The following is a 26,981-nucleotide window of genomic DNA, read 5'->3' as shown; positions in this document are numbered from 1 at the left end:
CACTGCTGACCAGCAAGTCCTCGTGACGTCCGCCGGCAACCGCGCGGCCGTCCCGGAGCAGCATGACTAGCAGCCCGGATGCCGGCCGAGTGCCGGGCCCAGCTTTGTCGCCATGTCGGTGAGGATCTGCACGTAGTCCTCCTGCTCGAAGGAGAACGGCAGGGCGAACGCCACCTCGTCCACCTCCCGGAACGCGGCGTGCGCATGCAGCCGTTCGGCGATCTCGGCCGAGGTGCCCACCAGGTCCGGCGCGAACAGCAGCCGCGCCGGGCCCTGTGGCGACGCCGTGCGGGGAGTGCGCTGGGCGGCGTACTCCTCGTAGCGGGCACGCTGGGCGGGGGAGGCGGAGTCCGTGGGGATGACGACCAGGCCCTGCGAGACGCGAGCGGCCTCGCCGTCGGGATGGGCGGCCCGGAACGCGCGGATCTGCGCGAGCTGGATCCCCGCGAAGTCGTAGGGGCCCTCGGGCTCTTCGGCCTTCACGACGCTGCTGGAGAGAAGGTTCATGCCGTGCTCGCCGGCCCACCGGGCCGATCGCAGGCTGCCACCGCCGTACCAGAGGCGGCGGCCCAGGCCGGGGGAGTGCGGCTGCACCCGGTCGGAGAAGACCTCGAAGCCCTCGACGCCGGTGAAGTCCGTCGCCGGCTCGCCCCGCACGAAGTCCAGCAGCCGCTCCACCCTGCCGTAGCCGAAGTCCTCGGCGTCGGCCGTGTCCGGGTAGAGCGCGCCCTTGACCTGGTCGAAATGCAGGGGCGGACCCACGCTCACGCCCGGGTTGAGGCGTCCGCCCGACAGCAGGTCGACGGTGGCCAGGTCCTCGGCCAGCCGCAGCGGATTCTCCCACCCGAGCGGGATCACCGCCGTGCCCAGCTCGATGCGGCGCGTTCGCTGGGACGCCGCCGACAGGACCGCGACGGGGGAGGAGATGCCGTGCTGCAGATGCCGGTGACGCACCCACGCGCTGTCGAAGCCGAGCTGCTCGCCCAGCTCGATGATCTCCAGGGTGGCCTCGTGACCCGGGCGCGGGTCGGCCGGATCGAACAGTCCGATGGTCAGGAAGCCCAGCTTGCGCAGCGGTCGTGGGGTCGGCGGCACGAGCCCTCCATCTTTGAACCTTCAACGGCGTACGACGGTTCCAACCCGGCGGCGGCCCCCGCTGTTCCCGTTCCGCCCGGTCAGCGCAGCGGGATCAGCACCTCGTCCTCGACGGGCGGGGCGACCTCCTGGGCACGGTTGCCGGTCGCGGCGAAGCAGCGCAGCCGGACCGCCTCCGGGGAGACGTCCAGGCGCAGGAACGACTTGAAGAACGGCGGGTCGTACGTCGCCGAGCTCGGCGAGAACAACGACGTGTAGATCTTCCGCACGGGCAGCCGGAACCGTTTGGCCCGGTCGGGGCGGCGGCCGGTGCCGAGCAGCCCCGCGACCAGGCGGACCCGCCGGGTGAGGCGGGTCGAGGTGCCCGGCGTGCGGATGGGGCTGATGCCGAGCCGCTCGGCGATCACAGCCCTCGCCTCGCCCTCGGTGAGGGTGAAGAAGCGGCGCATCCGAAGCCGGCGGCCGTAGAGCCGGCTGTAGAAGGCCAGGGAGTCGCCGCGCAGCGGGTAGCAGCGGAAGTCCTGCTCGGTGACGCCCGCGACGTCCACGCGCGGGATCGTGTGGGTGGCGTGCATGAAGGCGCCGCCCCCGCCCGCGACGACGTACTGGAGCGTGCGGCCGTCCGCCAGCCGGACCGGGTAGCGCTGGTAGTTGTGGATGTCGCCGCCGATCGCCGCCACGTAGTGGTGCTCGGGGTCGCGGACGATGTCGTCGACGGTGCCGCCCCCGTCGATGGCGCAGGGCTCGCGCCGGCCGTCCACGTACAGGGGCGAGCCGGTGACCAGGATCTTCGGGCGGGGTCCTCGGGACACCTCGCGCAGCCACGCGCCCTGCTCGGCGTCGAGGGTGCCGAGCAGACCGGTGTCGATGCCGATGATCCGCAGGGGGCCGGCGTCGATCGCCCAGTACGGGCCCGGCTGGACGGCCTGCTGTTCGGGCGCGGCGCGCAACGCGCGTGCCCCGGGGAGGCGTTGTCCCGCGTTCGGGCCCGGCCGGTGCCACAGCAGCGATCGCAGCCAGGCCCGGGTGAGGGGACGCGGCCGGGGTTCGGGCGGCAGGGGCGGGGCGTCGTCGCAGAAGACGCGCATGAAACCGCCGAGATCCTCGTACCAGTCGTGGTTGCCGGGGATCGCGTAGACCGGCGCCCGGTAGTCCCGGTAGGGGCGGAAGAACTTGGCGCCGTAGTCGTCCGCGCTGCCCACCGGATAGATCACGTCACTGGCCAGCACGGCGAACCGGGTGTCCTGACCGGACTTGAGGAGCCCCGGCACGACAGCGTACTGGGGGTCGTCGCCCTCGCCGGTGTCGCCGATGACCAGGAAGGAGAACCGGTCCGGGTCGTCCCGGCGGATCACCTTGTCGGCCGGCGCTCCGAAGGCCGCCCGCTGTGCCACCCACCGGCTGCGGGTCCGGCCGGTGGGGTCACCGAACCAGGAGGCCAGCACGCCGTTGCGGGCCGGCCACAGCATCTTCGGACTCAGCCAGGAGATCTTCTCGGACTTCGGCGGCATCAACCGCGGATACGCGCCCCGTTCGCCGGTTCCCCAGCCGGCGCCTTCGGCGGTATCGCGTGAGGAGTCGGACATCGGTGCACCGTAGCAATCGGTATCGCCGCGCCGCCGGGTGGGCCGCTCACCGCTCGCGCGTGGACGGGGCCGTTGTGCGCCACGACGGCCGACGTGGCACCGCGGAGCCGGCGGCCCGCGAGTCCTGCCGTGCGGGCGTCCGTTCGCCCAGCACCAGCAGCGGATCGAACATCACCACGACCCCGGCCAGCAGCAGGAAGACCACCGGCCCCAGCAGCATGGGCAGCAGCAGGGACGTCGGCGACTCGCCCGCCCACGTCCCGCCGGTCGCGTCGTGCACATGGACGCTGACGGCGGCCATGCCCGTGTAGTGCATCCCGGACACCGCCACGCCCATGACCAGGCTCGCCCCGAGGCTCGCCAGGAAGCCGCGGATGGTGACCGCCGACCACAGCGCGGCGGTCGCGGCCCCGACGGCGATCAGTACGGAGAGTGCGACGCCGACCGGGTCGTAACCGACGTCGCCGTTCAGCCGCAGCGCAGCCATGCCGAGGTAGTGCATGCCCGCCACGCCCAGCCCGGTGACCACCCCCGCGACCGCCAGCGTGACAGCGCTTGCGCCGTGACGGCCGACGATGAACACGCCGACGCCCACCACGGCGACGGCCACGACGAGACTGAGCACCGTCGTGGCCGCGTCGTAACGGACCCGGGTCTCCTCCACATGGAAGCCGATCATGGCGATGAAGTGCATCGTCCAGATGCCGCACCCGATGGAGGCGGCGCCTAACGCAAGCCAGCCCGTCTTCCACGACTGCGCGTTGTGCAGCGAGCGCACGATGCACCGCAGCCCCAGGGCTCCTCCCAGGCAGGCCATCAGATATGCCGCCACCGGGGTCACCGCGCCGTAGCGGAACCCGTCGACCGTGCCGTCCAAGAGTCAACTCCCCCCAGAGTCCTGACTGGTGTTCAGCAAGGTCTACGCGCAGGGATCACGGGAGAGCAAGCCCTTACCGTCGGTAGGCCGTCAACTCGTGTCAACGGGGAGCCGATTGCGGTCAGAATGTGCGCTTCAGCAGGTCCAGCAGCGCCGACCAGTGCCGCTCGTCGCCCTCCTGGTGGTACGAGGCGGTGTCGGCCTGCGTGAAGCCGTGCGGCGCGCCCGTGTACACCTCGCAGCGGTGGCGCACGCCCGCCGCGGTCAGGGCCTCCTCCAGGCGCTCGATCTGCTCCTCGGGCAGGGAGTGGTCCTGGTCGGCGTGGCCGAAGTACAGCTCTGCGGTGACCTTGCCGGCCACCAGGTGAGGACTGTCCGGGGCGTCCGTGGCCAGCCGCCCGCCATGGAAGCCGGCCGCCGCCGCGACGCGCTGCGGGTAGGTGCCCGCGGTGAGCAGCGAGAGGCGGGCGCCCATGCAGTAGCCGGTCAGCGCGACCGGACCGTCCGCCACCGCGGGCGACTCGGCCAGCCACTGCAGATACGCGCCGGCGTCCCGCATCGCCCGCTCGTTCGTCAGGTCCTGCATGACCGGCACGATGCGCTCGAATATCTCCGGACGCGCCCCCGGGTCGATGAATTCGGGAAGGTCGAACACCGGGGCACGGCCGTGCCGGTAGAACAGGTTCGGCACCAGCACCGTGTAGCCCTCGGCGGCCAGCCGGTCCGCCATGGACCGCAGCTGCGGACGCAGTCCGAAGGCGTCCATGAACAGCAGGACCGCCGGGTGGGCTGCCCCGTCGGCGAGGTGGGCCAGATACGCGTCGGCGGTGCCGTCCTCGGTGGGGATGTCGACGGCGGTTCCCTGTACGGCGGTCATGGCTGGGCTGCCTCTCTGCGGGGGTGGGGGCCTGCAACCCGTCCGCGTGACCGGGCGGATCATGGTCATCGTGACACGCCCGTCCCGGGGCATTTCCCCCACCCCCCGGCGCACGGTTGAACCGTGAACGGCCTTTGGTGCGCGCTTTACTCGAACCGTGAGGGGTCGCCCGCGCCGTGCCGTACGATCTCGGCCTCCCCACCGGAGAAGTCGACGACCGTCGTCGGCTCGGTACCGCAGTCGCCCGAGTCGACCACCCCGTCCAGCACGTGGTCGAGCAGGTCCTTGATCTCCCAGCCCTGCGTCATCGGCTCCTCCTCGCCGGGCAGCAGCAGGGTGCTGGACAGCAGCGGCTCACCGAGTTCGGCGAGCAGCGCCTGGGTGACCACGTGGTCGGGGATGCGCACCCCGACCGTCTTCTTCTTGGGGTGCTGCAGCACACGCGGCACCTCCTTCGTCGCGGGCAGGATGAACGTGTAGCTGCCGGGCGTCGACGCCTTGATCGCGCGGAACACGTCGTTGTCGATCCGCACGAACTGGCCGAGCTGGGCGAAGTCCTGGCACACGAGGGTGAAGTGGTGCCGGTCGTCCAGCTTGCGGATCGTGCGGATCCGGTCGATGCCGTCACGGCTGCCGATGCGGCAGCCCAGTGCGTAGCAGGAGTCCGTGGGGTAGGCGACAAGAGCGTCGGCGCGGATGCTGTCGGCGATCTGGCCGATGGTGCGGGCCTGCGGGTTGTCGGGGTGCACGTCGTAGTACTTCGCCATCCGCCGAGCTTATGCCGCCGGTGCGGGTCGTCGGCGCAGGAGGGGGCGGGCCCGGGGACACCGGCCCCCAGCCGTGCGACGTCCGGGTCGGGGGACCGACCCCCCTGCGGACGTGAGGTAACGTCCCCGACCGGTGTGCCGGAGGCGGCACGAGGAGCGAGGGGAAGGCCCAGGTGGCTGGCCGAGAGGACGGGAACCGGCAGCGTGTGCAGCCCGGCACGGGCCCGGCGTGGGCGGAGGAACTGCTCGAGCATCTGCGCCCGGCCGGGCGCGACGTCCGCAGAGTCGTCGCCTGGCTCGCAGGCACCGTGGGCGCGACCGTGGCCCTGCAGGACGCCGCCGGGAACCTCATCGCCGGAAACCGGCTTCCGCTGGACGAGGACCTGGTCGCGGACATCACCGCCGGCCGGATCGCCTCCGCGGCCTGGGAGAGCCGGGAGCGCCACCTGCGCCTGGTCAGGGTGGAGCACCCGTCCCACGCCTGCGTGCTGGCCGTCTCCCGGCAGGACCCCTTCGACCGGCGGTCCTCCGGCGTCGTCACGCACACCGCCCAGGTGATCGAGCTGCTGCTGACGGCGAGCGAGTCCACCGCGGCGGGGCACCGGCTGCGCCGGGCCACCTCCGATCTGCGCCTGGCGATCCTGCAGCTGCTGATGGTCGAGGACACCATCGCCGCCCGCCGCGTCGCCGCCGGACTCTGGCCCGGGCTGCTCGACGCCGAAACGGCGTGCGTGTACGTCGTCGAATCCGCTCCCGACGTGCGCGACCGCGTCGCCGAGGAGTGCCTGGACAGCACCCGCGAGGACGCCCTGGTCGTGCGCTGCCCGGCCATGGACGGGCATGTGATCGTCGTCGGCCCCAGGGAGACCACCGGCGAGGCGCTGCGGTCCCTGGTCGGCCGCCACCCGGGCCTCTTCCTCGGCGGCAGCGTCCGCCAGAGCATCGCCCAGACCGCCACCGCCTACGGGCAGGCCGTCAGCGCGTTGGCCGTGGCCCACTTCCGGCCCGACAAGACGGCCGTCTACGCCGAGCGCACCCACCCCGAACGCCTCATGGACCCGGTGGCGCTGCGCGGCTGGACGTCCCGCGTGCTGCGCCCCCTCGACACCCTGCCGCACCACACCCGCGCCGAACTGCTCGCCACCACCCGGCTCGGCCTGGAATTCACCGCCGTCAACGCCGCCAAGGTCCTCGGCGTCAGCCGCAACACCGTCCGCGCCCGTATGGAACGCGTCGAGGCCCTGCTCGGCACCGACTTCGCCGACCTCACGGCCCGGGCCGTGGTCCACCTGGCGCTCAACACCCGGATCGGCCTGCCCGACGCGCCGTCCGACGGCGCCGGGGAGCCGGATCTGCGGCTTGCCGACCTGCTGTCCGGCCCCGCCGTACGCACCTGGGGGCAGGACCTGCTGGGGCGGCTCGACGCCGACGCCCGTAATCCGCGCCGGACGCTGCGCACCTGGATCGCCGTGGGCGGCAACGCCGAACGGGCCGCACAGGCCCTGGGTGTGCACGCCCAGACCGTGCGCGAGCACGTCCGCAGCGCCGAACCCGTCCTCGAACGCCACCTGCTCGCCGCGGGCACCGACCTGTACGAGGTCGTCCTCGCGCACCTGACCGTGGGCGACCTCGAACTGCCGGTCCTGCGGAGCCCGGCGTGAGCCGGTTTGCCTCCGGGGCAACCGGTTGGCCCGATCGGGCGGGACGAAACCGGGCCATCCGGACTCGGCTGTGCACGGGTGAGCCCCGCCGAGCGTGCAGCGGGCATCGACACGGTTCACAAGTCCTCGGACCGGGACGTAAGTTCAACTCACCGCGGGGGCACGACCGGAACGGGGGACCGGTCGCGCTCCCGCGCGCTGCCTCGTACGGCGGCATCCCTCCCGGGCGTCAGCCCCGCAGCCGCACCGGGATCTCCTGCCAGCCGAACGCGATGAACGACGACACCTGCCGCAGTGCGTCGTCGCCGGTGGCCAGGCGCAGATCCGGAAACCGGTCGAACAGCGCCGGCAACGCGGTGAGGGCCTCCATCCGGGCCAGCGGCGCCCCGATACAGCGGTGGACGCCGATCCCGAACGCCAGATGGTCGTCGGCGCCCCGCGTGGCGTCGAAGCGGTCGGCGTCCGGCCCGTAGTGCTCGGGATCGAGTCCCGCGGCGGCGTACGTCGTGATGATGGCGTCGCCGGCCGGGATCGTGACCTCGCCGATCGCGAGATCGGTGACGGCGTACCGCAGCGGCAGCGACGCGATCGACGGGTGGGCGCGCAACGTCTCGTCGACGACGGCGTCCCAGCCGATCTCCCCGGAACGGACGGCCGCCAGCTGCTCGGGACGGCGGAGCAGGGCGACCACCGCGTTGCCGATGAGGTTCACCGTGGTCTCGAAACCGGCGCCGATCACCAGCAGCAGCGTGTACAGCAGTTCTTCGTCGCTCAGCCGGTCACCGTCCTCGTCCCGGACCCGGATCAGCTCGGAGGTCATGTCGTCCCCGGGGTGCGCGGCTCGGTGGGCCATCAGCGCCGGCAGTACCGTCCCGATCTGCCGCTGCACGGAGGCCGCGTGCTCCGGGCTCGGGTCGGAGGTGTCCATGATGGCCGCGATGAGCCGGCCGGTGTCCTCCCACAAGGCGTCCGGCACACCCATGAGTTCGCAGATCATCCGCATCGGCAGCGGATGGGCGAGCCCTTCCTTGACGTCCACGACCTCGCCGTCGGCCGCCTCCAGAGCGGCCAGCAGCTCCGCCGTGATCGCCTCCACCCGGGGCCGCATGGCCTCGGTCCGCCGGTGCGTGAAACTGGGCGCGACCAGCTTGCGCAGCCGGGTGTGGTCCGCTCCGTACGTGGAGAGCATGTTCACCACGCCGACCCAGCCCAGGATCCAGGCCCAGGACGGCTTCTGGCCGATCTCGGGCCACAGCCGCCAGTGCAGCCGCGGGTCCTTGCTGACCCGCGGGTCGAGGATGAGCTCCTTCAGCGTGTCGTAGCGCGTCGGCGCCCAGGCGGGGATGCCGCCGGGCAACTCCACGGGCACGATCGGGCCGAAGGCACGCAGCCGGGCGCTCTCGGCGGCGATGTCGGCACCTAACGGGTCCAGAGCGATGCGGTCGGTGACGGTCATGGTCGTCCTCCTGGCCGGTCGGGGGAGCGGGGGCTGAAACGGACGGGCAGAGCGGTCAGCGAGCGGTGGAACGGACCGGGCCGCCACGTCAGGCGCTCGCGGGGCAGGACGGGTTCGAGGTCGGGCAGCCACTGGGTGAGCCGTTCGATCGCCTCGGTGGCGATGAGCAGGGTGTGCTGCTTGACCGGGCAGGCGTGCGGGCCCGCCGACCAGGACAGGTGCGAGGCGTCCGACGGGTGGCGCTCCGCGCCCCGCTCCTCCTCGGCGGCCTGGGCGAGCGCACCGTAGGAGATCACCACCGGCACCGCGGACCTGATCCACACGCCGTGCAGGGCGACCGGCGTACGGGCGTAGTGGATGCCGTAGTTGGCGAGCGGCGTCTCGTGGTGCAGCACCTCCAGCACCGCGTCCGTCACCGGGCGGGCGCCGCTGGTCAGCGTCGAGTAGTAGGCCGGGTTGCCGAGGATCCTGGACAGTGCGTTGGACACCAGATTGGCCGTCGGCTCGTGCCCCGCGCCGAGGGTGAGGAACACCTGCCAGGTGACCTCCTCGGGGGTCAGGCCCGCCGGGTGGTCCAGCAGCCAGCTCGGCAGATCGTCGCCCCGCCGCTCGGCCTTGGCGGCGATCAGCTCCAGCACGTACCCGCCGAACTCGGCTTCCCCCTCGGCCGCCTGGGCGCCGCCCTCGATCAGTTTGCCCAGAGCGGCGTCCAGCCGGTCGCTCGCGCTGTCGGGCAGCCCGAACAGGCTGTTGAACACCAGCGCCATCAGCGGCCGGGTGAACTCGCCCACCAGATCGGCCTCGCCCCGCGGCCCGATCCGGCTCACCAGCAGGTGCACCGCGCGGTGCACCCGGTCCCGCAGATCGTGCGGCTCCACCAGATCGAAGGCGTCGATCAGTGAAGTGCGGTAGCGCAGGTGGGCGCCGCCGTCGGCGAACAGGGCGTTGGGGCGCCAGCGCATCATGCCGAGCACCGGCGAGTCGTCGGGGACGGTCGCCTCCCACGGCCGGGGATCGTGCGAGAACGTCTCCGTGTCGTGCAGCAGCTCCAGCGCTGCCCGCCGGTCGGTGACGACGTAGGCCGGCACGCCGGGCGCGAGTTCCGCCCAGCCGACCGGGCCGTGGGCCCGCAGCGCGGCGTAGTAGGGACGGGGATCGCGGGCGAAGCCGTCCTCCCAGAGGCGGACGGGCGCCGAGAGGGAGAAGGCCTGCTCGGCGGGGGAGGGGTGGGTCACCGGGGCTCCGGAAGGTGGTGGTCGATCAGGTGCTGTACCAGCGCGAGCAGGGCGTCGACCGAGGAGTCCGTCTCCCGCGCGTCACACGTGACCATGGGAGTCGTGGGCTCCAGGTCCAGGGCGGCGCGCAGCTGCTCGGGCGTGTGGTGGCCGGGCGCGTCGGGGAAGGTGTTGAAGGCGACCGCGTAGGGCAGTCCCGACTCCTCCACCAGCCCCAGCGGGTCGAACGAGGCGTCGATCCGGCGGGCGTCGACCAGCACGAGCGCGCCGAGAGCCCCGTAGGCGATGTCGTCCCACAGGGCCCGGAAGCGTTCCTGGCCGGGCGTGCCGAACAGGTAGAGCACGATGCCGCCCGGCAGGCTGATCCGGCCGAAGTCGACGGCGACCGTGGTGGTGGACTTGTCCCGGACCCCGGCGAGGTCGTCGACCTGTGCGGACGCCTCCGAGAGCTGCTCCTCCGTGTGCAGCGGCCGGATCTCCGAGACGGAGCGGATCAGGGTCGTCTTGCCCACGCCGAACGGTCCCGTGACCAGGATCTTCACCAAGTCCTCGGCGGAGTCGGTGAGATGGACGCCCTCACCCCCCGGATCGGCGTCAACGGTGCTTGAGGTCGCGCAGGCCATCGGCCACTCTCTTCAGCAGGTCGGGGTCGAAGCGCCGGGCGGGCGGGATCGGCGCGCGGGCCAGGACGAGGTCACGGTCGAGCAGGTCGGCGGCCAGTACCAGCACCGCGGAGACCGGCAGCCGCAGCAGGGCCGCGGCCTCCACCACCGTCAGCGATCCGTGCTCCAGCTCCTCCAGCAGGGCCGCCTGGGCGGCGGGCAGTTCCGCGGGGGCCTGTTCACCGCTGCCGGTGAGGACCGACAGCCGCTCCAGATGGGCACGGCTGGGCCGCGCCACGCCGCCGGTCGACAGGTACGCGGGAACCAGGGGACGGCCGCCTCGGCGGCCGGTCATGCCGGCGTGCCGCCGTCGGCACCTCGGGGCCCGGCGGCCATCGCCTTCTCGCCCAGCCGCGCGACCTGCGAGTGCACCCGGTGGGCGAGCAAATCCAGCCGCACCTCGGGATCGCCGTACGCGGCGACGCAGGTGCCGTGGTCCGTCGGCACGATCAGCACATAGCCGTGGTCCGACTCGATGACGACCTGCCGGATCTCCGCCCGGTCGGTGTCGGCGAACGCCGCCGCCGCGGTACGGCAGGCGCCCTGGACGGTGCTGGTGATGGCCGCGACCCGCTCGGCGGACGGCCGCGACAGGGCGTCGGTGTAGCCGGTGACGAGTCCGTCCCGGGTGAGCAGGGCGGCGGCCACGACGTGCGGCACCTCCAGGACCGGTTCGAGCACCCATGCCGTGTCCCCCGCTGCGCGGCTGGTCATCGAGCCGTTCCCCCTTCGTGTTCGGTGCTGTCGGTGTCCTCGGGCCCCGCGTCGGCCGTGGACGCGGCCGGGGCACCCTCAGATACGGCTGGAACGGCTCCTGTGTTCGACCGCGCGGCGGTACGCGCCGCCGCGGTGCCGGACTGGAGGGCGCCGAGGGCGGCGGCGGACTCCTCGGGGCGGCGGGAAGGGCGTGAGGGTGCGGGTCCGGCCGCGGCGGGGACGTCCGAGGCCGTGGCGCGACCGCGGCGACGCCGCTGGGGGAGGCCGCCGCTGTCCCGCGGTCCGTGGTGGCCCGGGGCCGGGGCGTCTTCGCCCTCCAGGTGCTGCTCCGTGCCGTAGCCGTGATCGTCGTCCGCGCCTGCGTTGCCTGCGTGGCCTGGGCCTGTGCCTGCGCCGGCGGTGAGCGATTCGGCTTCGCAGGGCTCGGCTTCCGGACCGAAGCCGTCGGACGCGGCGGTCGGGGCGGGCTGTGGGTCGTGCGGCGGGACGACCGGCGTGGCGCGGGACGCGTGCTGCGGGCCGGAAGGACCCGGGACCGCACGGTGGGACGCGCCGGAACCGCTCCCCGCGTCCCGCACGACCTCCCGCCGGGTCGAACGCGGCGTACTTGCCGCCGGGGGCCGCTCCTCCGGGTCGATGCGCGTCAGCAGATGGCTGTCGACCCGTAGCACCGCCCGCACCCCGCCGTACGGCGACGGGGAGGACAGGTCCACGCTCAGATCGAACTGCCGGGTCAGCCGGCCGACGGCCGCGAGCCCCATGCGCGGCGGATCCCCCAGCTCGGTCAGCAGGATCGGATCCGAACCGGCGACCATCCGCTGGGCCCGGGCCCGCTCGTCCTGCGTCATGCCCAGACCGGCGTCGTCCACGGTGACGCAGACCCCGTGGTGGACCGCCTCGAGATGGACCACCACGTCCGTGTCGGGCGCGGAATGGCGCAGCGCGTTGTCGAGGAGCTCGGCGACGATGATGGCGACCGGCTCGACGGCGTGGGACACCAGGGCCGTACCGGCCGCGAGGTGGTTGTTGACCCGGACGCGGTGGTATCCCGCGAGCCGGGCCTGACCGCCCGTCACGGCGTCCACGAGATGGGACTCCTCGCGGGCGAGTCCCACCCACGCCCCGCACACCACCGCGGCGATCTGCGCGCGCCGCAGCGACTGCTCGTTCTCGTGGTCCAGTGCGAACAGGGTCTGCGTCAACTCGGGGTCGTCATAACGTTGTTGCAGTCCCCGCAGGCCGTCCTGCAGGCGGTAGAGAGCCGCCTGGATCTCCCGGGTGGCCCCCCGCATCCCGGCCTGCGCCGCCGAGTCGATCCGGGTGCGCTGCGCGGCCAGCTCGGCGTGCAGACCCTTCAATACCTGCTCCGAGGCGCTTCCCAGGGGTGAGCCGGCCAGCTGCGGGTTCAGCGGCCCGGGCTCGCTGACGTGGGAGTGGGCGGCCTGCCGGGCCGCGGAGGGCACCCGCCGTGCCGCCAAATGCTCGACCTCGGAGGTGAACGCCCGTGTCGTACCGTCGAGTTGGGCCCGCAGCGCGGCCGTCTTCGCGCGCTGGGCGGCCAGGTGCCGCCGTGAGCGCAGCAGCCCGCCGCCGAGGGCGAACGCGGACAGTGTGCCGAGAGCGAGAGCGCCGACGGCCAGGTCCGGTACTTCGATCATCGAGTCGATTCCAGAAAGGGAGTCGTGCAGGGCTGGGTCCGAGGTGCTCAGGCGAGCCACCCGCAGCACAGTACACACCGTCATCGACCGATCTCGCACGGTGGAACGCCACTTCGTTCCGAAAGTGATCACTGTCTGTGGGGTTCCGGGTTAACTGTCTGAATTGCCGTACAAAAGCGGTGAGTTGGTGGTGCGTACGGGTTTGACCCTCCCGTCCGTGCACCGTGACAGGCCGGTCACTCCACGTGAGGAGTACGGGCCGTGTGCCCGGCCGGAGGGCGGGTACCCGTCCGGCGCCTGAAGAGGTCCGCTCTGCGAGAAGGAGGCCCGCATGAGCAGCGCATCGGAGACCGGCGGTGTGACCGGTACGCAGGACAAGGACTACAACCTCATCTGGTACGTCGAGGCGTGCCTGAACAACGCCCTGCGCCTGGAGAGCTACATCCAGGACGCGGAGCGCGCCAAGGACACCGAGGTCGCGGACCTGTTCCGCAAGGCCCAGGCGGACAGCCGCAAGGGTGCCGAACTGGGCAAGGGGCTGCTGCGCGCACGCCTCGACGGGGGCTGAGGCTCACCGCCCCTCAAGGGCCCGGGCCCCGCGCGGATCCGGGCCCTCGTCCGTGCCGGAGCCGGAAGACCTCGCTGACCCGTTCGGCCAGTCGGTCCTCCGTGAAGGTGCCGTCCACCGTGAGGGCGGGTAGCCCCAGGCGTGTGGTCTGCGTGCGCAGTCGCTCGGTGAACAGGGCGTCCCGCACGGCGAGGTTGTCCTCCGCCCGCCCGGGATCACCGGTCCGCTGGGTGAACCTTCCCCCGGGGGTGGCGCGGCTCGCGAACGCGGCCCGGCGGAAGTCAGGTGTGGGCAGCAGCCAGACCGCGTGGCCGGGCTCGGTGAGCAGCGGCTTCACCAGGTGCGGCAGCAGCCGGAACCCCTCGACGACCACGGGCGTGTCCCGGGGCAGACGCGCGAGATCCTCGACGATCAGGCCGAAGGCCTCGCCCCGGAACCAGTGGAACGTCTCCAGCATGGTCTCGGGGGACCGGTTGACCCATCGCTCGTCCAGGTCCATGGCCAGGAACGCGTGCAGGAAGGGCGCCTCCTCGGCGGTGGTCCGGCGCGCGTGATCCGCCATCGCGTCGTCCGTCGCGTAGAGACGCCAGCCGTGCCGGTCGGCGAGACGTCGGGCGATCGTGGACTTGCCCGCGCCGCTGCCGCCCCCGATCCAGTAGACGTTGCGCATCCCTCTCCTCTCCCGTGGCCCCGCTGTCCGTGCCGGATACCGGCAGCCACCATCCCACCCCCGGTCATGCAGCGGCCTTCGCCCCAGCCGCCGATGGCGCCGGACGAGGCCCGTGACACGTGAGTGACCGCTCCGCCCGGGTACCCGGCCCGTCCCGCCAGGACCGGCCGGGCGGACCCTCGCGGCTCCGACCCGGCCGGCCGCCGGCCACCAGCCGAAGGAGCCCACGCATATGACGGACGTTTCCGGCACCGGTCCCGCACCGGGCGACAACCGCGAGGTACTCACCGACCGCCAGGGCCATCCGGTCTACGACAACCAGAACCAGCGCACCGTCGGCGCCCGAGGCCCGGCGACGCTGGAGAACTACCAGTTCCTGGAGAAGATCAGCCACTTCGACCGGGAACGCATCCCCGAACGGGTCGTGCACGCCCGCGGCGTCACCGCCTACGGCCATTTCGAGGCCTACGGCACCTGGGGTGACGAGCCGGTCAGCCGCTACACCCGGGCCAAACTGTTCCAGGAGCGCGGCAAGCGCACGGACGTGGCCGTCCGCTTCTCCACGGTGATCGGCGGCCGCGACTCCTCCGAGGCCGCCCGCGACCCGCGTGGTTTCGCCGTCAAGTTCTACACCGAGGACGGCAACTGGGACCTGGTCGGCAACAACCTGGGCGTCTTCTTCATCCGCGACGCCATCAAGTTCCCGGACGTCATCCACGCCCTCAAGCCCGACCCGGTGACCTTCGAGCAGCAGCCGAACCGCATCTTCGACTTCATGTCGCAGACGCCCGAGGCCATGCACATGCTGGTCAACCTGTTCAGCCCGCGTGGCATCCCCGCCGACTACCGTCACATGCAGGGCTTCGGCGTCAACACCTACAAGTGGGTCAACGCCGACGGCGACACCAAGCTCGTCAAGTACCACTGGATGCCCAAGCAGGGCGTGCGCAGCATGACCGAGGAGGACGCCGCCAACGTCCAGGCCGACACGCTCGGTCACGCCACCAAGGACCTGTACGAGGCCGTCGCCCGCGGAGACCACCCGGAATGGGAGCTGCTCGTCCAGATGATGGACGACCACGACCACCCCGAACTCGACTTCGACCCCCTGGACGACACCAAGACCTGGCCCGAGCAGGACTTCCCGCCGAGGCCGGTGGGCCGGATGGTGCTGAACCGCATGCCGAAGGACTTCTTCGCCGAGAACGAGCAGATCTCCTTCGGCACCGGCGTCCTCGTCGACGGCCTGGACTTCTCCGACGACAAGATGCTCATCGGCCGGACCTTCTCCTACAGCGACACCCAGCGCTACCGGGTCGGCCCGAACTACCTGCAGCTTCCCGTCAACCAGGCCAAGAACGCCGACGTGCGCACCAACCAGCGCGACGGCCAGATGGCGTACCACGTGGACGGCGGGGGAGAGAATCCGCAGGTCAACTACGAGCCGTCCATCACCGGGGGCCTGCGCGAGGCCCGCTACCCGGCGCACGACGAGCAGGGACCCGAGATCCGGGGCCGGCTCACCCGCAAGCGCATCCCCCGCACCAACGACTATCTCCAGGCCGGGCAGCGCTATCTGCTGCTGGAGGACTGGGAACGCGACGACCTGGTGAAGAACTTCATCGGTCAACTGTCCCAGTGCGAGCGGGCGATCCAGGAGCGCATGGTCTGGCACTTCCTGCTGGTCGACAACGACCTCGGCCTGCGGGTGGGCGAAGGGCTCGGCATCGGCCCGCAGGACGTGGCGGGACTGCGGCCGCTGGCGAGCCAGGACCTCACGGACGAGGACCGCGAACGCCTGGCCGACCTCGGCAACAACAAACCCCGCGACGTCGAGGGCCTCACCATGACCCACTGCGTCCCTGACGAACGGCACGTCGTGACCCGCTGACGCGGATCACCCGTCCAGGGCGTTACGGGCCGCGGCGAAGGCCTGTTCCGCGTAGCCCCGGCCGAACAGCACGGCGTGCACCAGCAGCGGAAACAGCTGGTGCACGCCGACCCGTCCGGCCCAGCCGTCCGCGAGCGGCGCGACCTCCCGGTAGCCGTCCAGCACCCGCTCCAGATGGGGGCAGCCGAACAGCCGCAGCATCGCCAGGTCCGTCTCCCGGTGCCCGCCGTGCGCGGCCGGGTCGATCAGCCGGACGTGCCCGTCGGCCGCCCACAGCACGTTGCCGCTCCACAGGTCGCCGTGCAGCCGCGCGGGCGGCTCGGCGGGCCCGGCCAGATCCGGCAGCCGCTCACACAGCCGCTCGACGACGGCCGCCTCTCGCGGCAGGAGCGTGCCCTGGTCGACCGCCCGCCGCAGATACGGCAGCACGCGCTGCCGGGCGTACCAGCGCGGCCAGTCGGTACCCGGCTCGTTGCGCATCGGCGCGAGCCCGATGTAGGCGTCCACCGGGCCGTCCGGCGGCGCCGCCCCGAACGCGGGCGCACCGGCGGCGTGCAGATCGCAGGAGGAGACCTGTCGTATCCGGCGGCTGTCGTACCGCACTTGACCGCTGTTTCGATTCCGGGACATGCGCCACGCGCCGGTCACGCGGGACGGTGAAATCCCACCGCCGGGCGACAGAACCGGCCATCGCCGGGGGAGCAGTCGGGTCATGACGAGTACACCGTTCCAGCGCACCATCGCCCTGCCGGCCCCCGTGTGCGAACAAGCCGCCCAGCATCTGGAGCAGGCCGCGCAGCGGGCCGTCGACGGGGCCGAGATCCCGCTGAAGGCGTTCCGTGAGGCCGCCGACAACGACTTCACCCTGCCGGTCCAGGTCGTCGAGCAGGCGGCGGCCTGCCTGCTGGTCCTCGCCACCGAGACCGCCCAGAGCGTCCGTCCGTCCGCCCTGCGCGCCACCATCAGCGTCGCGCTGCGGCTGCGTGACGCCGTACAGCTCGCCCACCAGCCCGCCCTCAGCAGCCGGTTCTGGTGAGCGAACGCCGGGTGCTCAGCCTCCGCGGAAGGCGACCTCGACCTGCCTGTGACGCAGCGCCTCCAGCGTGGCGTGCTGCCGGCGGGCCCGTTCGATGAGTTCGTCGAGCTGCCGCCGGTCGAGACGTTCGTCCGTGGCGGCCAGATCGCGCAGCGTCTCCCAGCCGGCCAGCTTGCCCTCCACCCCGAGCGCCAGCGCCTCCAGCTCCCACAAGGTGCTCAGCGGAGAGCGCCGTACCAGGCTGCCGTTGCTCTTCAGCCGCCCCACCTGCTCTGCCGCCCGGCCCGCGTAGACCTTGTAGCGGCGCACCGGGACGTCCAGGCGCCGCATGAGGTGGAGCAGGGCCGCCCGGTCGTCGGCGATCTCGTCGGCGACCGGGGCCAGCGCGTCGGCGAGCGGCGAGCCGCCGCACGAGCGCAGCAGGTAGCGCACCCGCGCGGTCCCGGCGGTGGCACCGGCGAGATGGTCGTTGAGGTAGATGCCCAGCAGGGACATGTCGGTGGCCGGGGCACGCTCGGCGTCCGGCGAATCCGCTCGCTGTTCCGTCATGACGCGACTCCTGTCGTACTCCGGCCCCGCTCCACGGTCACCGTCGTGGTGACCCGCACGAGACAGGGAGGGCGGGGTGTCGAGCCGGTCCCGAAGCGCACGGGGGGCTCGACCGGGGCGAGGGCGCCGAGGCTCTCGCCCTTGCAGGTCACGGTGGCCGAGGTGACCGGGTGCAGATCCCGGGCGCCGTACCACTGGTGCCGTCCGGCCCGGGCGCCGGCATGCGTGTGTGCCCCCAGCAGCAGACGGGCGGGCCGGTCCCACAGCGCGATCCAGCCCGGCCGGACGGCGAGGCGACCCGGGACCGCCCGCAGCGCCAGGCCCGGCAGGTTCCGGCGGCCGGTGCTGAACCCCAGGTGGAGCGGTGGGGCGGTGACGGTCCAGTGCCGGCGGCCGGTGATGGTCACCTCCACCGGGACGACCCGTACCTCGTCGAAGACGTAGGTACCGGCGACGAACTGCGCCGTCTCGGCCGTGGGCGCCAGCAGCAACCGGTGTCCGTCGGCCCCCTCGATCATCACGTCACTGAACGGCCCGAACGGCGACCGCGGCCAATGGCCGAGCACCACACGGGCGCCGGACGCCGTGCCGAGTCCCGCGATCCAGCCGTCGAAACGCAGCGAGCGCACCGGCGACCGGACACCGGTGCGCCGGGCCGGACCTGCGGGTTCGGGTCCGTGGGAGAACACGCGGGCCGGGTGCCCGGCGCCCGTACCGCGAAACGACCGCCACGGCCGCGCACGACGCCGACCCGACGACGCGCAGCAAAACCGCCGGAGTGGGTCTACGCCGAGTGTCCGGAATCGGGTGCGTATCCAGGCAGGTACGAGCATGCCTCGGAGCCATGGGAGATCCCTCCCTGCGCCGGCGTCCATCCGCTCCTGGAGGAGCTGCAGCTCAGACGCCCGTCGACGGCTCTGACGACGACATTCCTGCTCCTGTGACGGCCGCCGTGCCTCGGCACGTGCGTGCGGCGGCGACGCACAGGGGGGTCGGCGCTGCACGGGGCTCGACGAAGCACAGGGCGACGCCCGGCCCCCTCGGCAGATGTGGCCGAGGCCACGTCCCGGACGAGGTCCCGGTCACGTCCGGGTACGAGAAGCGGCGGTTACCGTCTACGACCAGATTCCCGCTCCCTCCCCCCCGGACGGCCCGGCAGTGCACGCAGATCTCTCCCCTGTCATAGCGGCGACCGCCCAGTGGCTGACCCGCGCCTTCCCCGCCTCCGGCGGCGCGCTGGCCTCCGCCCTGTGCGAGGTCCAGGCCCGGCAGGCCGTGACCGTCGCCGCCTGGCTCAGGTACCCGACGGCGATGGACGCCGCCCTGCTCGGCATGGTCGGCCCCGGCGGCTCCGGACGGCTCGACTGGGTCACCGGTGCCGACGCCGGCCTCGGCGACGACATGGACCCACCGGCCTGGCGCACCTGGGTGGACGAGGTCGTGGCCAGCTGGGCGGCCAGCCTGCTCACCGATCCGGAGCTGGCGGCCCGGGCGGTGGTCGCGCTCGCCGACGGCAGCCACAGCACCGGCGCGCCGGCCGAGTTCCGCCGGCTCGTCGCCCCCGACGACGGCGACCGGAACGCCGCGGCCCTGCTGCGCCACCCCGACCTGCTCGCCCCCGTCGCCGGCCTGCACCAGGACCAGCTCCTGGACCGCCTGAACCCGGGCCGCACGCTGATCGCCTGACGCCCGGGTGTAACGCGCGACCTGCGAGGACAGCGCTCCGGTCACACCTCTCACCCTCCGTGACTCACCGGTTTGCCCTACGCGGCCGTGCCGTGCCCGCACCGACGCCGGAGGCTGGGCGTGAGCTCGACGGCCCTTCGGCCCCTTCGCCGGCCGAAGCGCGTCCGTCGTGCCTCGCGCCGCCGCCGACGGAGGAGAGACCGACATGAGCACCGCCCTCTCACGGACCTGGGAACACGCCGTCGTCACCGGCGGCGCCGGTTTCGTCGGCTCTCATCTGTGCGCCGCCCTCCTGGACGCGAGCGCGGCCGTCACCTGCGTCGACGACTTCAGCACCGGCCGGCCCGAGAACATATCGCCGCTGCTCGAACGGCCCGGTTTCACGCTCGTCCAGGCCGACGTGTCGGAGGGGCTGCAGGTCAGAAGGCCGCCGGACCTCGTGCTGCACTTCGCCTCCCCGGCGTCCCCGGCGGACTACCTGCGCCTCCCGCTGCACACCCTGCAGACCGGCAGCCTCGGCACCCGCCACGCCCTGGAGCTCGCACACTCCGCCCGCGCCCGCTTCGTGCTCGCCTCGACCTCTGAAATCTACGGCGACCCGCAGCAAAACCCCCAGGACGAGCGCTACTGGGGCAACGTCAACCCCGTCGGACCGCGCAGCGTCTACGACGAGGCCAAACGCTTCGGCGAGGCACTGACCACCGCCCACGCCGAGGCCGAGGGCACCGACACCTGCATCGTGCGGCTGTTCAACACCTACGGGCCCCGCATGCGCGGCCATGACGGACGGGCGGTGCCGACCTTCGTACGGCAGGCCCTGGCCGGCGAGCCCCTCACCGTGACCGGCGACGGCCGCCAGACCCGGTCGCTGTGCTTCGTCGACGACACCGTGCGCGGCATCCTCGCAGCGGCCGCCCACGGCATGCGCGGCCCCGTCAACATCGGCAACCCGACCGAGATCACCATGCTCGACCTGGCCCGCCTGGTCGTCGAACTCGCCGGGTCCTCCTCCGAGATCCGCTACATCGAACGCCCCGTGGACGACCCCGCCGTGCGCTGCCCGGACATCACGCTGGCCCGCGACAAGCTCGGCTGGGAACCGCAGGTGCGTGCCGAAGAGGGGCTGCGGCGCACGATCGCATGGTTCCGTGAGGCCGGCACCGAGGAGTGAACCCGCCCGGGCACCCGCACCGCCGCGTCCGGGTGTCTCCCGACCGCCGAAAGGCCCGCCTTCCATGCGCATCCTCGGAATCAACGCCCTCTTCCACGACCCCGCCGCCGCCCTGGTGATCGACGGGCGGACCGTCGCCGCCGCCGAGGAGGAGCGGTTCTCCCGCCGCAAACACGGCAAGAGACCCCTGCCGTTCTCCGCCTGGGAACTGCCCGAGCGGGCAGCGGCCTGGTGCCTGAAGCGGGCCGGGCTGCGCCCGCAGGACCTCGACGCCGTCACCTACTCCTTCGACCCGCGGCTCGCCCGGCCGGCCGAGGACATGGGCCTGGACGACCCCTGGGACCACCTGCGGCTGACCTACGCCCGCGAGGCACCCGGCTTCCTGGCGACCGCCCTGCCCGGCCTCGAGCCCGGCATCGTCCGTTTCGTGCCACACCACATGGCCCACGCCGCCTCCAGCGCCTTCGCCGCACCGGACGCCGGCAACTCCTCCGTCCTGGTCCTCGACGGCCGTGGCGAACGCGCCTCCCACCTGGCCGCCCGCCGCGTGGGCGACCGCCTGGAGCAACTGCACGCCCAGGATCTGCCGCACTCGCTCGGCCTCGTCTACGAGGAACTCACCGAGCACCTCGGCTTCCTGCGCTCCTCCGACGAGTTCAAGGTCATGGCCCTCGCCTCCCACGGCAGCCCGCGCATGCTCGCCGAACTGCGCCGCCACATGTACCCCACCGGCGACGGCGGCTTCCACGCCACCGGCGTGCCCTGGCACGAGCTGTGCGCGCCCCGGGGCCCCGACGAGCCGTGGACACAGGACCACGCCGACGTCGCCGCCAGTGCCCAGGCCGTGCTGGAGGAGACCCTGCTCGACCTGGTGCGCTGGCTGCACGGCCGGACCCACGACCGGGTTCTCACCCTCGCCGGCGGCGTCGCCCTCAACTGCGTCGCCAACTCCCGCATCGCCCGCGAGGGCCCCTTCGCCCGGGTGTGGGTGCAGCCCGCGGCGGGAGACGCCGGCACCGCCCTGGGCGGAGCCCTGCTGCTGTCCGCCGTGGAGGGCGACGCACCGCAGCCCATGGCCGGTGCCGACCTCGGCCGGGAGTGGTCCGACGCCGAGCTCGGAGCCTGGCTGAAGACCGCGGCCGTACCCTTCGAACGGCCCCCGGACATCGCCGCGACCGTGGCCCGGGCCCTGGCGGACAACCACATCGTCGCCTGGTTCCAGGGCCGCTCCGAGTACGGCCCCCGGGCCCTCGGCCACCGCTCCCTGCTGGCCCACCCCGGGCACGCGGGCAACCTGGAACGCCTCAACGACGTCAAGGGCCGCGAGCAGTTCCGGCCCGTCGCCCCCATGGTCCTCGCCGGCCGCGCGGCCGAGCTCTTCGACGGCCCGCTGCCCAGCCCGTACATGCTGTTCGTGCACGACGTGGCCCCCGCATGGCGGGACCGCATCCCCGCGGTCGTGCACGTCGACGGCACCGCCCGCATCCAGACCGTCGACCCGGACCGCGAACCCCTGGTCGCCCGCATGCTCGGCGAGTTCGAGCGGCTCACCGGACTGCCCGTGGTCGTCAACACCAGCCTCAACACCGCCGGCCGGCCCATGGTCGACGATCCGCGCGACGCCCTGGAGTGCTTCGGCTCCTCGCCCGTCGACCTGCTGGCCATCGGCCCGTACGCGATCCGGCGCGGCGACCTCTTCCGTACCGACTCCCGCAGCGCCGATGCCGGAGGTCCCCGATGACCCGACCGGAGGCCCTCGCGCCCGACGCCGCGTACGCCGTCGTCATCCCGACCCTCGGCCGGCCCAGCCTGGGCGCCTGCCTGCACGCCCTCGCGGAGACGACCGGGCCGGGCCCCGTCCGGGTGGTCCTCGTCGACGACCGGCCCGCCACGGACGGCGTCCCCCTCACCGCCGACGTCCCGCCGTCCCTGCGCGCACGCACCATCGTCGTACCCGGCGGTGCGCGCGGACCCGCCGCCGCACGCAACCTCGGCTGGCGGGCCACCGGTGACGTGCCCTGGATCGTCTTCCTCGACGACGACGTCGTCCCCGGCCCGACCTGGGGCGACGACCTGGCCCTTGACCTGGCCGCGGCCACCGAGCGCACCGCCGGCATCACCGCCCGCATCGAGGTGCCCCTGCCCGCCGACCGGCGCCCCACCGACTGGGAACGCAACACGGCCGGACTCGCCGGCGCCCGCTGGATCACCGCCGACCTGGCATACCGCCGGTCCGCGCTGACGGCCGTCGGCGGATTCGACGAACGCTTCCGGCGGGCCTTCCGGGAGGACGCCGACCTCGCCCTGCGCATGCTCGACGCCGGCTGGACGCTCACCGCCGGCCGGCGCACCACCACCCACCCCGTACGCCCGGCCGGGCGCTGGATCTCCGTCCGGCTCCAGGCGGGAAACGCCGACGACGTGCTGATGACCCGGCTGCACGGCCGTCACTGGTGGCGCCGTGCCGAGGCACGCCGCGGTCGCCTGCCCCTGCACCTGGCGGTGACCGGAGCGGGGGTGACGGCGCTCGGCTGCGCCCTGCTCGGCAGGCACCGGGCCGCCGCGGCCTGCGCCGGCGCCTGGCTGGCCGGCACCACCGAGTTCGCCCTCGCCCGCATCCTGCCCGGCCCGGGCACCCGCGACGAGGTGCTCACCATGGCGCTGACCAGTGCCGTCGTCCCACCCGCGGCGACCTGGCACTGGCTGCGCGGTCGGGTCGCCCACCGCAAGGCAGGGCGGTACACCCCGTTCGGGAACGGTGAGCCGGCGCCCGCGCCCCGACCGGCCGCCACAGAACGGCTGCGGTCATGACGCCGTCCCTCGCCCCCTGGCTGCTGCCGGAGCCCGTACGGCAGCGCCCGCACGTCCCGGGCGGCCCCCGCCCCGCGGCCGTTCTCTTCGACCGCGACGGCACCCTCGTCGCCGACGTGCCCTACAACGGGGACCCGTCCCGGGTCACGCTCATGCCGGGTGCCCGCGAGGCCGTGGACGCCGTGCGTGCCGCCGGGGTGCCCGTCGGGGTCGTGACCAACCAGTCGGGCGTGGCCCGCGGCCTGCTGACCCGCCGCGACGTGGAGGCCGTACGGCTGCGGGTGGAGGAGCTGCTCGGGCCGTTCGCCGTCTGGGCCGTGTGCCCGCACGGCCCGGGGGAGGGCTGCGCCTGCCGCAAACCGGCACCCGGACTGATCCTGGCCGCGTGCCGGCGGCTCGCCGTCCCACCGGAACGCACCGCCGTCATCGGCGACATCGGAGCCGACATGGAGGCGGCACGAGCGGCGGGGGCCCGCGGGGTCCTGGTCCCCACGGCCGTCACGCGTGCCGATGAGACCGCCACTGCCGACGACACGGCACCGGACCTGCCGTCGGCCGTACGCCTCGTTCTCCGCTCCGCAGTCCCGGCACGGGAGCCGCGATGAGCCCCTCCCGTCCTCCCCGCACGCTCGTGGTCCGTCTCGACAGCGCCGGAGACGTCCTCCTCGCGGGGCCCACCGTACGGGCGGTCGCCGCCGGGTCCTCGTACACCGCGCTGCTCTGCGGACCACAGGGCGCGGCGGCCGGGCGGATGCTGCCCGGCGTCGACGACGTGCTGACCTTCGACGCGCCCTGGGTCGGGCTGCAGCCGCCGCCGGTGACCCGTCCGGACACCCGGCGGCTGATGGAGACGCTCACGGCGGGCCGCTTCGACCGGGCGCTGGTGCTGGTGTCGTACCACCAGAGCCCCCTGCCGGCCGCCCTGCTGCTGAAGCTGGCCGGGATCGGGCGGACCGCCGCCGACTGCGAGGACTACCCGGGCGCGCTGCTCGACCGGCGGCACCGCAGGAGGCCGCACCGTCATGAGGCCCTGGCCGCCCTCGACCTGGCCCGCGCCGAGGGCTTCACGCTCCCGCCCGGCGACGACGGCCGGCTGCGTGTCCTGCCGCCGCCGAGCACCGGCCACCTCACCGGCCCCGAGCCGTACGTGGTCCTCCACCCCGGCGCGGCCGTGTCCGCGCGGGCCTGGACGCCGGGCCGGGCGGCGCGGGCCGTGGCCGCACTGTCCGCCGCGGGGCACCGGGTCGTCGTGACGGGCGGGCCCGCCGAGCGCGAACTGACCGCACGGGTCGCCGGGCGGCACGCCCTGGACCTCGGCGGCGCCACCGACCTGCCGCACCTGGCCGGAGTCCTGGCCGCAGCCCGGGCCGTGGTGGTCGGCAACACCGGCCCGGCGCATCTGGCCGCCGCCGTGGGCACACCCGTCATCAGCGTCTTCGCACCGGTCGTGCCCGCCGACCGGTGGGCCCCCTACGGCGTCCCGCACGTCCTGCTCGGCGACCCGCACGCGGCGTGCGCGCAGACCCGGGCCCGGCACTGCCCCGTGCCCGGACACCCCTGCCTCGACGGCATCGCCGACGGCGAGGTGCTCGCCGCCGTGGCGGCCCTCACGGGCCACCCGGCGGACCGGGGAGAACCGACCGAGCGAGGAGCGGCCGTATGAACATCCTGCTGTGGCACGTGCACGGCTCCTGGACGACCGCGTTCGTCCAGGGCCCGCACACCTACCTCGTCCCCGTCACGCCCGACCGCGGCCCGGACGGTCTCGGGCGGGCCGAGACCTTCACCTGGCCCGCCTCGGTCCGCGAGGTCACCCCCGCGCAACTGCGCGACACGCCGGTCGACCTGGTTCTCCTGCAGCGGCCCCACGAGGCGGCACTGGCCGAACGGTGGCTCGGCGGGCGCCGCCCCGGGCGGGACGTGCCCGCGGTGTACCTGGAGCACAACGCGCCCGACGGCGACGTGCCCGACACGCGGCACCCGTGCGCGGACCGTGACGACCTGACGCTCGTGCACGTCACCCACTTCAACCGGCTGTTCTGGGACGCCGGCAGTACCCGCACCGCGGTGATCGAGCACGGCATCGTCGACCCCGGCCACCGCTACAACGGCCGGCTCGCCCGCGCCGCCGTCGTCGTCAACGAACCCGTGCGGCGCGCCCGGTACACCGGCACCGACCTGCTGCCCGCCCTCGCCGAGGCCGTCCCGCTCGACGTCTTCGGGATGGACACCGAGGGCCTGGCCGGACACCTCGGCCTCCCAACCGACCGCTGCCACACCGCCGACCTGCCCCAGAGCGAGCTGCACACGGCGCTGGCCGAACGCCGCATGTACCTGCACCCGGTCCGCTGGACCTCGCTGGGCCTGTCCCTGCTGGAGGCGATGCACCTCGGTGTGCCCGTGCTGGCGCTCGCCACCACCGAGGCGGTCGAGGCGGTCCCGCCCGGTGCCGGCACCCTGACCACCCGCCCCGACGTCCTCGCCCGCGCGGCCCGCCGCTACCTCCACGAACCCGAAGCCGCGACCGCGGACGGGACCCGCGCCCGCCAGGCGGCCCTCGAGCGTTACGGCCTCAAACGCTTCCTGGTCGACTGGGAGCACCTGATCACGGAGGTGTGCTCGTGACCCCGTCCCTCAGCCCCTTCCCGTCCGGGCCGCTCGCCGGCGGCCCGCTCGACCCGGGCGTCCTCGCGATCGCGCTCGTCTCCGAGCACGCCAGCCCCCTCGCCGCACTCGGCGGAGTCGACGCCGGAGGGCAGAACGTCCACGTCGCTCACCTCGCCGGGGCGCTCGCCGACCGCGGCCACCGCGTCACCGTCCACACCCGTCGCGACGCGCCCGACCTGCCCTGGCGGATGGAACTGCGCGACGGCGTCGAGGTGCACCACGTACCCGCCGGGCCGGCCGAACCGCTCCCCAAGGACGAGCTGCTGCCGCACATGGAGGAGTTCGGCCGCCACCTCGCCCGCGGCTGGCGCACCCGGGCGCCGGACCTCGTGCACTCCCACTACTGGATGTCGGGCCTGGCCGCGCTGCGCGCCACCCGCCGGCACGGCCTGCCCCTGCTGCACACGTACCACGCCCTCGGCACCGTGAAGCGACGGCACCAGCGGCTCGCCGACACCAGCCCGCCGGAGCGGATCCCCGGTGAGATCGAGATCGGCCTGAACTGCGACCGCGTCATCGCCACCTGCCGCGACGAGGTCCACGAACTGGTCCGCATGGGCATCGCCCCGCACCGGATCGGCATCGTGCCGTGCGGTGTCGACACCGACCGGTTCACGCCCAGGGGCCCGGCCGCGCCGCGCGGCCCGTACCCGCACCGGATCCTGCAACTGGGCCGGCTCGTGCCGCGCAAGGGCGCCGCCGTGTCCGTCGCGGCCCTGGCCCGGCTGCCCGGCACCGAGCTGGTCGTCGTCGGAGGGCCGCCCGCCGGAGGGCTCGACGGCGACCCGGAAGTACGGCGGCTGCGCGACATCGCCCGGGACGCCGGGGTCGCCGACCGCGTCCGCTTCGTCGGTGCCCTCCCCAGCGAGGAGGTGCCGGCCCTGCTGCGCTCCGCCGACGTGGTGGTCTGCCCCGCCGACTACGAGCCCTTCGGCATCGTCCCGCTGGAGGCCATGGCCTGCGGCGTGCCCGTGGTGGCCAGCGCGGTCGGCGGGCAGCTCGACACCGTCGCCGACCCGGGCACCGGACGGCTGGTTCCGCCCGGCGACCCGGAGGCCCTGGCCGGCGCCGTCGCCGGGCTGCTCGCCGATCCGCAGGCCCGCGCGGCCTGCGGTGCGGCCGGCCGCCGCCGGGTGCTCAGCAGGTACGGCTGGGGCCAGGTCGCCGCGGCCACCGAAGCCGCCTACTGCGAGGTCCTCGACACCGAGCCCGCCGCCACCGGCGCCGGCTGACCCCGCCGGTTCCGGCGAACTCCTCGAAGCCGAGCCCGCCGCCACCGGTGCAGACCGACCCCGTCGGGTTCCTGGTGAGGCCCTCGGCACCGAGCCCGCTGCCACCCGG

26 protein-coding genes and 1 pseudogene are annotated in these 26,981 nt (G+C 73.5%); 12 read left to right on the top strand and 15 right to left on the bottom strand.

Annotated features, from left to right (window positions below):
* Nucleotides 1-66 precede the first annotated feature (66 nt).
* The 5 genes from AB0B29_RS34525 to AB0B29_RS34505 form a co-directional block, all read right to left on the bottom strand.
* Nucleotides 67-1,095, bottom strand: a complete 1,029-nt coding sequence (locus AB0B29_RS34525; RefSeq protein WP_362246137.1) for an LLM class flavin-dependent oxidoreductase — start codon at nt 1,093-1,095, stop codon at nt 67-69.
* Between the two features lie 80 nt (nt 1,096-1,175).
* Entirely contained in the window at nt 1,176-2,681 is a 1,506-nt protein-coding gene (locus tag AB0B29_RS34520; RefSeq protein ID WP_362246135.1) for a metallophosphoesterase family protein, read from the bottom strand.
* 46 nt (nt 2,682-2,727) lie between these two features.
* Nucleotides 2,728-3,558, bottom strand: coding sequence for an MHYT domain-containing protein (locus AB0B29_RS34515; RefSeq protein WP_362246133.1), 831 nt, complete (start codon nt 3,556-3,558; stop codon nt 2,728-2,730).
* A 121-nt stretch (nt 3,559-3,679) separates the two neighbouring features.
* Nucleotides 3,680-4,435, bottom strand: coding sequence for a dienelactone hydrolase family protein (locus AB0B29_RS34510; protein ID WP_362246131.1), 756 nt, complete (start codon nt 4,433-4,435; stop codon nt 3,680-3,682).
* 146 nt (nt 4,436-4,581) lie between these two features.
* Nucleotides 4,582-5,202: an L-threonylcarbamoyladenylate synthase gene (locus AB0B29_RS34505; RefSeq protein WP_053672481.1), complete on the bottom strand. Its 621-nt coding sequence runs from the start codon at nt 5,200-5,202 to the stop codon at nt 4,582-4,584.
* A gap of 173 nt (nt 5,203-5,375) precedes the next feature.
* On the opposite strand from AB0B29_RS34505, the gene AB0B29_RS34500 reads away from it, so the two are divergent.
* Nucleotides 5,376-6,863, top strand: coding sequence for a helix-turn-helix domain-containing protein (locus tag AB0B29_RS34500; RefSeq protein ID WP_362246130.1), 1,488 nt, complete (start codon nt 5,376-5,378; stop codon nt 6,861-6,863).
* A gap of 229 nt (nt 6,864-7,092) precedes the next feature.
* On the opposite strand, the gene AB0B29_RS34495 is transcribed toward AB0B29_RS34500, so the two are convergent.
* Genes AB0B29_RS34495 through AB0B29_RS34470 form a run of 6 tightly spaced genes read right to left on the bottom strand, consistent with a single transcriptional unit; the run spans nt 7,093 to nt 12,591 of the window.
* Nucleotides 7,093-8,319, bottom strand: a complete 1,227-nt coding sequence (locus AB0B29_RS34495) for a cytochrome P450 family protein (RefSeq protein ID WP_362246128.1) — start codon at nt 8,317-8,319, stop codon at nt 7,093-7,095.
* Nucleotides 8,316-9,554 carry a cytochrome P450 gene (locus AB0B29_RS34490; RefSeq protein ID WP_362246127.1) on the bottom strand — a complete coding sequence of 413 codons (1,239 nt, stop codon included), beginning with the start codon at nt 9,552-9,554 and terminating at the stop codon, nt 8,316-8,318. The genes AB0B29_RS34495 and AB0B29_RS34490 overlap by 4 nt, the downstream gene beginning before the upstream one ends.
* On the bottom strand, nt 9,551-10,177 hold the full coding sequence (locus AB0B29_RS34485; RefSeq protein WP_362246125.1) for a GTP-binding protein: 627 nt from the start codon (nt 10,175-10,177) through the stop codon (nt 9,551-9,553). The genes AB0B29_RS34490 and AB0B29_RS34485 overlap by 4 nt, the downstream gene beginning before the upstream one ends.
* Nucleotides 10,149-10,511: a DUF742 domain-containing protein gene (locus tag AB0B29_RS34480; protein ID WP_362246123.1), complete on the bottom strand. Its 363-nt coding sequence runs from the start codon at nt 10,509-10,511 to the stop codon at nt 10,149-10,151. Before AB0B29_RS34480 ends, AB0B29_RS34485 begins: the two co-directional genes overlap by 29 nt.
* The gene (locus tag AB0B29_RS34475; protein WP_352100236.1) at nt 10,508-10,930 is read right to left on the bottom strand and encodes a roadblock/LC7 domain-containing protein; all 423 of its coding nucleotides are present in this window, start codon (nt 10,928-10,930) and stop codon (nt 10,508-10,510) included. The genes AB0B29_RS34480 and AB0B29_RS34475 overlap by 4 nt, the downstream gene beginning before the upstream one ends.
* Nucleotides 10,927-12,591, bottom strand: coding sequence for an ATP-binding protein (locus AB0B29_RS34470; protein WP_362246121.1), 1,665 nt, complete (start codon nt 12,589-12,591; stop codon nt 10,927-10,929). The genes AB0B29_RS34475 and AB0B29_RS34470 overlap by 4 nt, the downstream gene beginning before the upstream one ends.
* A gap of 331 nt (nt 12,592-12,922) precedes the next feature.
* On the opposite strand from AB0B29_RS34470, the gene AB0B29_RS34465 reads away from it, so the two are divergent.
* Entirely contained in the window at nt 12,923-13,159 is a 237-nt protein-coding gene (locus AB0B29_RS34465; RefSeq protein ID WP_356663574.1) for a hypothetical protein, read from the top strand.
* A 13-nt stretch (nt 13,160-13,172) separates the two neighbouring features.
* Here AB0B29_RS34465 and AB0B29_RS34460 read toward each other — a convergent pair whose 3' ends face one another.
* The gene (locus AB0B29_RS34460) at nt 13,173-13,829 is read right to left on the bottom strand and encodes a hypothetical protein (protein ID WP_362246119.1); all 657 of its coding nucleotides are present in this window, start codon (nt 13,827-13,829) and stop codon (nt 13,173-13,175) included.
* Between the two features lie 232 nt (nt 13,830-14,061).
* Here AB0B29_RS34460 and AB0B29_RS34455 point away from each other — a divergent pair, with 232 nt between their 5' ends.
* Nucleotides 14,062-15,720 (top strand): catalase, encoded by a 1,659-nt coding sequence (locus AB0B29_RS34455; protein ID WP_362246117.1) that lies wholly within the window; start codon nt 14,062-14,064, stop codon nt 15,718-15,720.
* A 6-nt stretch (nt 15,721-15,726) separates the two neighbouring features.
* Here AB0B29_RS34455 and AB0B29_RS34450 read toward each other — a convergent pair.
* Nucleotides 15,727-16,278: pseudogene (locus AB0B29_RS34450) on the bottom strand (fructosamine kinase family protein); the annotation flags it as partial.
* A gap of 154 nt (nt 16,279-16,432) precedes the next feature.
* On the opposite strand from AB0B29_RS34450, the gene AB0B29_RS34445 reads away from it, so the two are divergent.
* Nucleotides 16,433-16,756 (top strand): hypothetical protein, encoded by a 324-nt coding sequence (locus AB0B29_RS34445; protein WP_362246115.1) that lies wholly within the window; start codon nt 16,433-16,435, stop codon nt 16,754-16,756.
* Between the two features lie 15 nt (nt 16,757-16,771).
* Here AB0B29_RS34445 and AB0B29_RS34440 read toward each other — a convergent pair whose 3' ends face one another.
* Nucleotides 16,772-17,305 (bottom strand): hypothetical protein, encoded by a 534-nt coding sequence (locus tag AB0B29_RS34440; RefSeq protein WP_362246113.1) that lies wholly within the window; start codon nt 17,303-17,305, stop codon nt 16,772-16,774.
* Entirely contained in the window at nt 17,302-17,994 is a 693-nt protein-coding gene (locus AB0B29_RS34435) for a hypothetical protein (RefSeq protein WP_436845946.1), read from the bottom strand. The genes AB0B29_RS34440 and AB0B29_RS34435 overlap by 4 nt, the downstream gene beginning before the upstream one ends.
* A 469-nt stretch (nt 17,995-18,463) precedes the next feature.
* Between AB0B29_RS34435 and AB0B29_RS34430 the strand changes: the two genes are divergently transcribed.
* The 8 genes from AB0B29_RS34430 to AB0B29_RS34395 all read left to right on the top strand — a co-directional run bounded on the left by AB0B29_RS34430 (nt 18,464) and on the right by AB0B29_RS34395 (nt 26,872).
* Nucleotides 18,464-18,991 (top strand): hypothetical protein, encoded by a 528-nt coding sequence (locus tag AB0B29_RS34430; RefSeq protein WP_362246111.1) that lies wholly within the window; start codon nt 18,464-18,466, stop codon nt 18,989-18,991.
* Between the two features lie 205 nt (nt 18,992-19,196).
* Nucleotides 19,197-20,162, top strand: coding sequence for an NAD-dependent epimerase/dehydratase family protein (locus tag AB0B29_RS34425; RefSeq protein ID WP_362246109.1), 966 nt, complete (start codon nt 19,197-19,199; stop codon nt 20,160-20,162).
* A gap of 64 nt (nt 20,163-20,226) precedes the next feature.
* The gene (locus tag AB0B29_RS34420; RefSeq protein WP_362246107.1) at nt 20,227-21,903 is read left to right on the top strand and encodes a carbamoyltransferase family protein; all 1,677 of its coding nucleotides are present in this window, start codon (nt 20,227-20,229) and stop codon (nt 21,901-21,903) included.
* Nucleotides 21,900-22,973, top strand: a complete 1,074-nt coding sequence (locus AB0B29_RS34415) for a glycosyltransferase family 2 protein (RefSeq protein WP_362246105.1) — start codon at nt 21,900-21,902, stop codon at nt 22,971-22,973. The genes AB0B29_RS34420 and AB0B29_RS34415 overlap by 4 nt, the downstream gene beginning before the upstream one ends.
* Nucleotides 22,970-23,578, top strand: coding sequence for a D-glycero-alpha-D-manno-heptose-1,7-bisphosphate 7-phosphatase (locus AB0B29_RS34410; protein WP_362246104.1), 609 nt, complete (start codon nt 22,970-22,972; stop codon nt 23,576-23,578). The genes AB0B29_RS34415 and AB0B29_RS34410 overlap by 4 nt, the downstream gene beginning before the upstream one ends.
* On the top strand, nt 23,575-24,636 hold the full coding sequence (locus AB0B29_RS34405) for a glycosyltransferase family 9 protein (protein ID WP_362246102.1): 1,062 nt from the start codon (nt 23,575-23,577) through the stop codon (nt 24,634-24,636). Before AB0B29_RS34410 ends, AB0B29_RS34405 begins: the two co-directional genes overlap by 4 nt.
* Complete coding sequence (locus AB0B29_RS34400; RefSeq protein ID WP_362246100.1) at nt 24,633-25,598, top strand: glycosyltransferase; 966 nt, start codon at nt 24,633-24,635, stop codon at nt 25,596-25,598. Before AB0B29_RS34405 ends, AB0B29_RS34400 begins: the two co-directional genes overlap by 4 nt.
* The gene (locus AB0B29_RS34395) at nt 25,595-26,872 is read left to right on the top strand and encodes a glycosyltransferase (RefSeq protein ID WP_362246098.1); all 1,278 of its coding nucleotides are present in this window, start codon (nt 25,595-25,597) and stop codon (nt 26,870-26,872) included. Before AB0B29_RS34400 ends, AB0B29_RS34395 begins: the two co-directional genes overlap by 4 nt.
* Nucleotides 26,873-26,981: the final 109 nt, after the last annotated feature.

The organism is Streptomyces tibetensis (genome assembly GCF_040647715.1).
Lineage (GTDB): Bacteria > Actinomycetota > Actinomycetes > Streptomycetales > Streptomycetaceae > Streptomyces > Streptomyces tibetensis_A.
The sequence above is the reverse complement of the archived record's forward strand: the minus strand, read 5'-3'. Positions and strand labels throughout refer to the sequence as shown.

What these genes read in the sequence shown, in the direction of transcription:
- AB0B29_RS34520 (WP_362246135.1), bottom strand. Translation starts at nt 2,681, where the DNA reads ATGTCCGACTCCTCACGCGATACCGCCGAAGGCGCCGGCTGGGGAACC.
- AB0B29_RS34510 (WP_362246131.1), bottom strand. Translation starts at nt 4,435, where the DNA reads ATGACCGCCGTACAGGGAACCGCCGTCGACATCCCCACCGAGGACGGC.
- AB0B29_RS34505 (WP_053672481.1), bottom strand. Translation starts at nt 5,202, where the DNA reads ATGGCGAAGTACTACGACGTGCACCCCGACAACCCGCAGGCCCGCACC.
- AB0B29_RS34495 (WP_362246128.1), bottom strand. Translation starts at nt 8,319, where the DNA reads ATGACCGTCACCGACCGCATCGCTCTGGACCCGTTAGGTGCCGACATC.
- AB0B29_RS34485 (WP_362246125.1), bottom strand. Translation starts at nt 10,177, where the DNA reads ATGGCCTGCGCGACCTCAAGCACCGTTGACGCCGATCCGGGGGGTGAG.
- AB0B29_RS34480 (WP_362246123.1), bottom strand. Translation starts at nt 10,511, where the DNA reads ATGACCGGCCGCCGAGGCGGCCGTCCCCTGGTTCCCGCGTACCTGTCG.
- AB0B29_RS34475 (WP_352100236.1), bottom strand. Translation starts at nt 10,930, where the DNA reads ATGACCAGCCGCGCAGCGGGGGACACGGCATGGGTGCTCGAACCGGTC.
- AB0B29_RS34470 (WP_362246121.1), bottom strand. Translation starts at nt 12,591, where the DNA reads ATGATCGAAGTACCGGACCTGGCCGTCGGCGCTCTCGCTCTCGGCACA.
- AB0B29_RS34465 (WP_356663574.1), top strand. Translation starts at nt 12,923, where the DNA reads ATGAGCAGCGCATCGGAGACCGGCGGTGTGACCGGTACGCAGGACAAG.
- AB0B29_RS34460 (WP_362246119.1), bottom strand. Translation starts at nt 13,829, where the DNA reads ATGCGCAACGTCTACTGGATCGGGGGCGGCAGCGGCGCGGGCAAGTCC.
- AB0B29_RS34455 (WP_362246117.1), top strand. Translation starts at nt 14,062, where the DNA reads ATGACGGACGTTTCCGGCACCGGTCCCGCACCGGGCGACAACCGCGAG.
- AB0B29_RS34445 (WP_362246115.1), top strand. Translation starts at nt 16,433, where the DNA reads ATGACGAGTACACCGTTCCAGCGCACCATCGCCCTGCCGGCCCCCGTG.
- AB0B29_RS34440 (WP_362246113.1), bottom strand. Translation starts at nt 17,305, where the DNA reads ATGACGGAACAGCGAGCGGATTCGCCGGACGCCGAGCGTGCCCCGGCC.
- AB0B29_RS34425 (WP_362246109.1), top strand. Translation starts at nt 19,197, where the DNA reads ATGAGCACCGCCCTCTCACGGACCTGGGAACACGCCGTCGTCACCGGC.
- AB0B29_RS34420 (WP_362246107.1), top strand. Translation starts at nt 20,227, where the DNA reads ATGCGCATCCTCGGAATCAACGCCCTCTTCCACGACCCCGCCGCCGCC.
- AB0B29_RS34415 (WP_362246105.1), top strand. Translation starts at nt 21,900, where the DNA reads ATGACCCGACCGGAGGCCCTCGCGCCCGACGCCGCGTACGCCGTCGTC.
- AB0B29_RS34410 (WP_362246104.1), top strand. Translation starts at nt 22,970, where the DNA reads ATGACGCCGTCCCTCGCCCCCTGGCTGCTGCCGGAGCCCGTACGGCAG.
- AB0B29_RS34405 (WP_362246102.1), top strand. Translation starts at nt 23,575, where the DNA reads ATGAGCCCCTCCCGTCCTCCCCGCACGCTCGTGGTCCGTCTCGACAGC.
- AB0B29_RS34400 (WP_362246100.1), top strand. Translation starts at nt 24,633, where the DNA reads ATGAACATCCTGCTGTGGCACGTGCACGGCTCCTGGACGACCGCGTTC.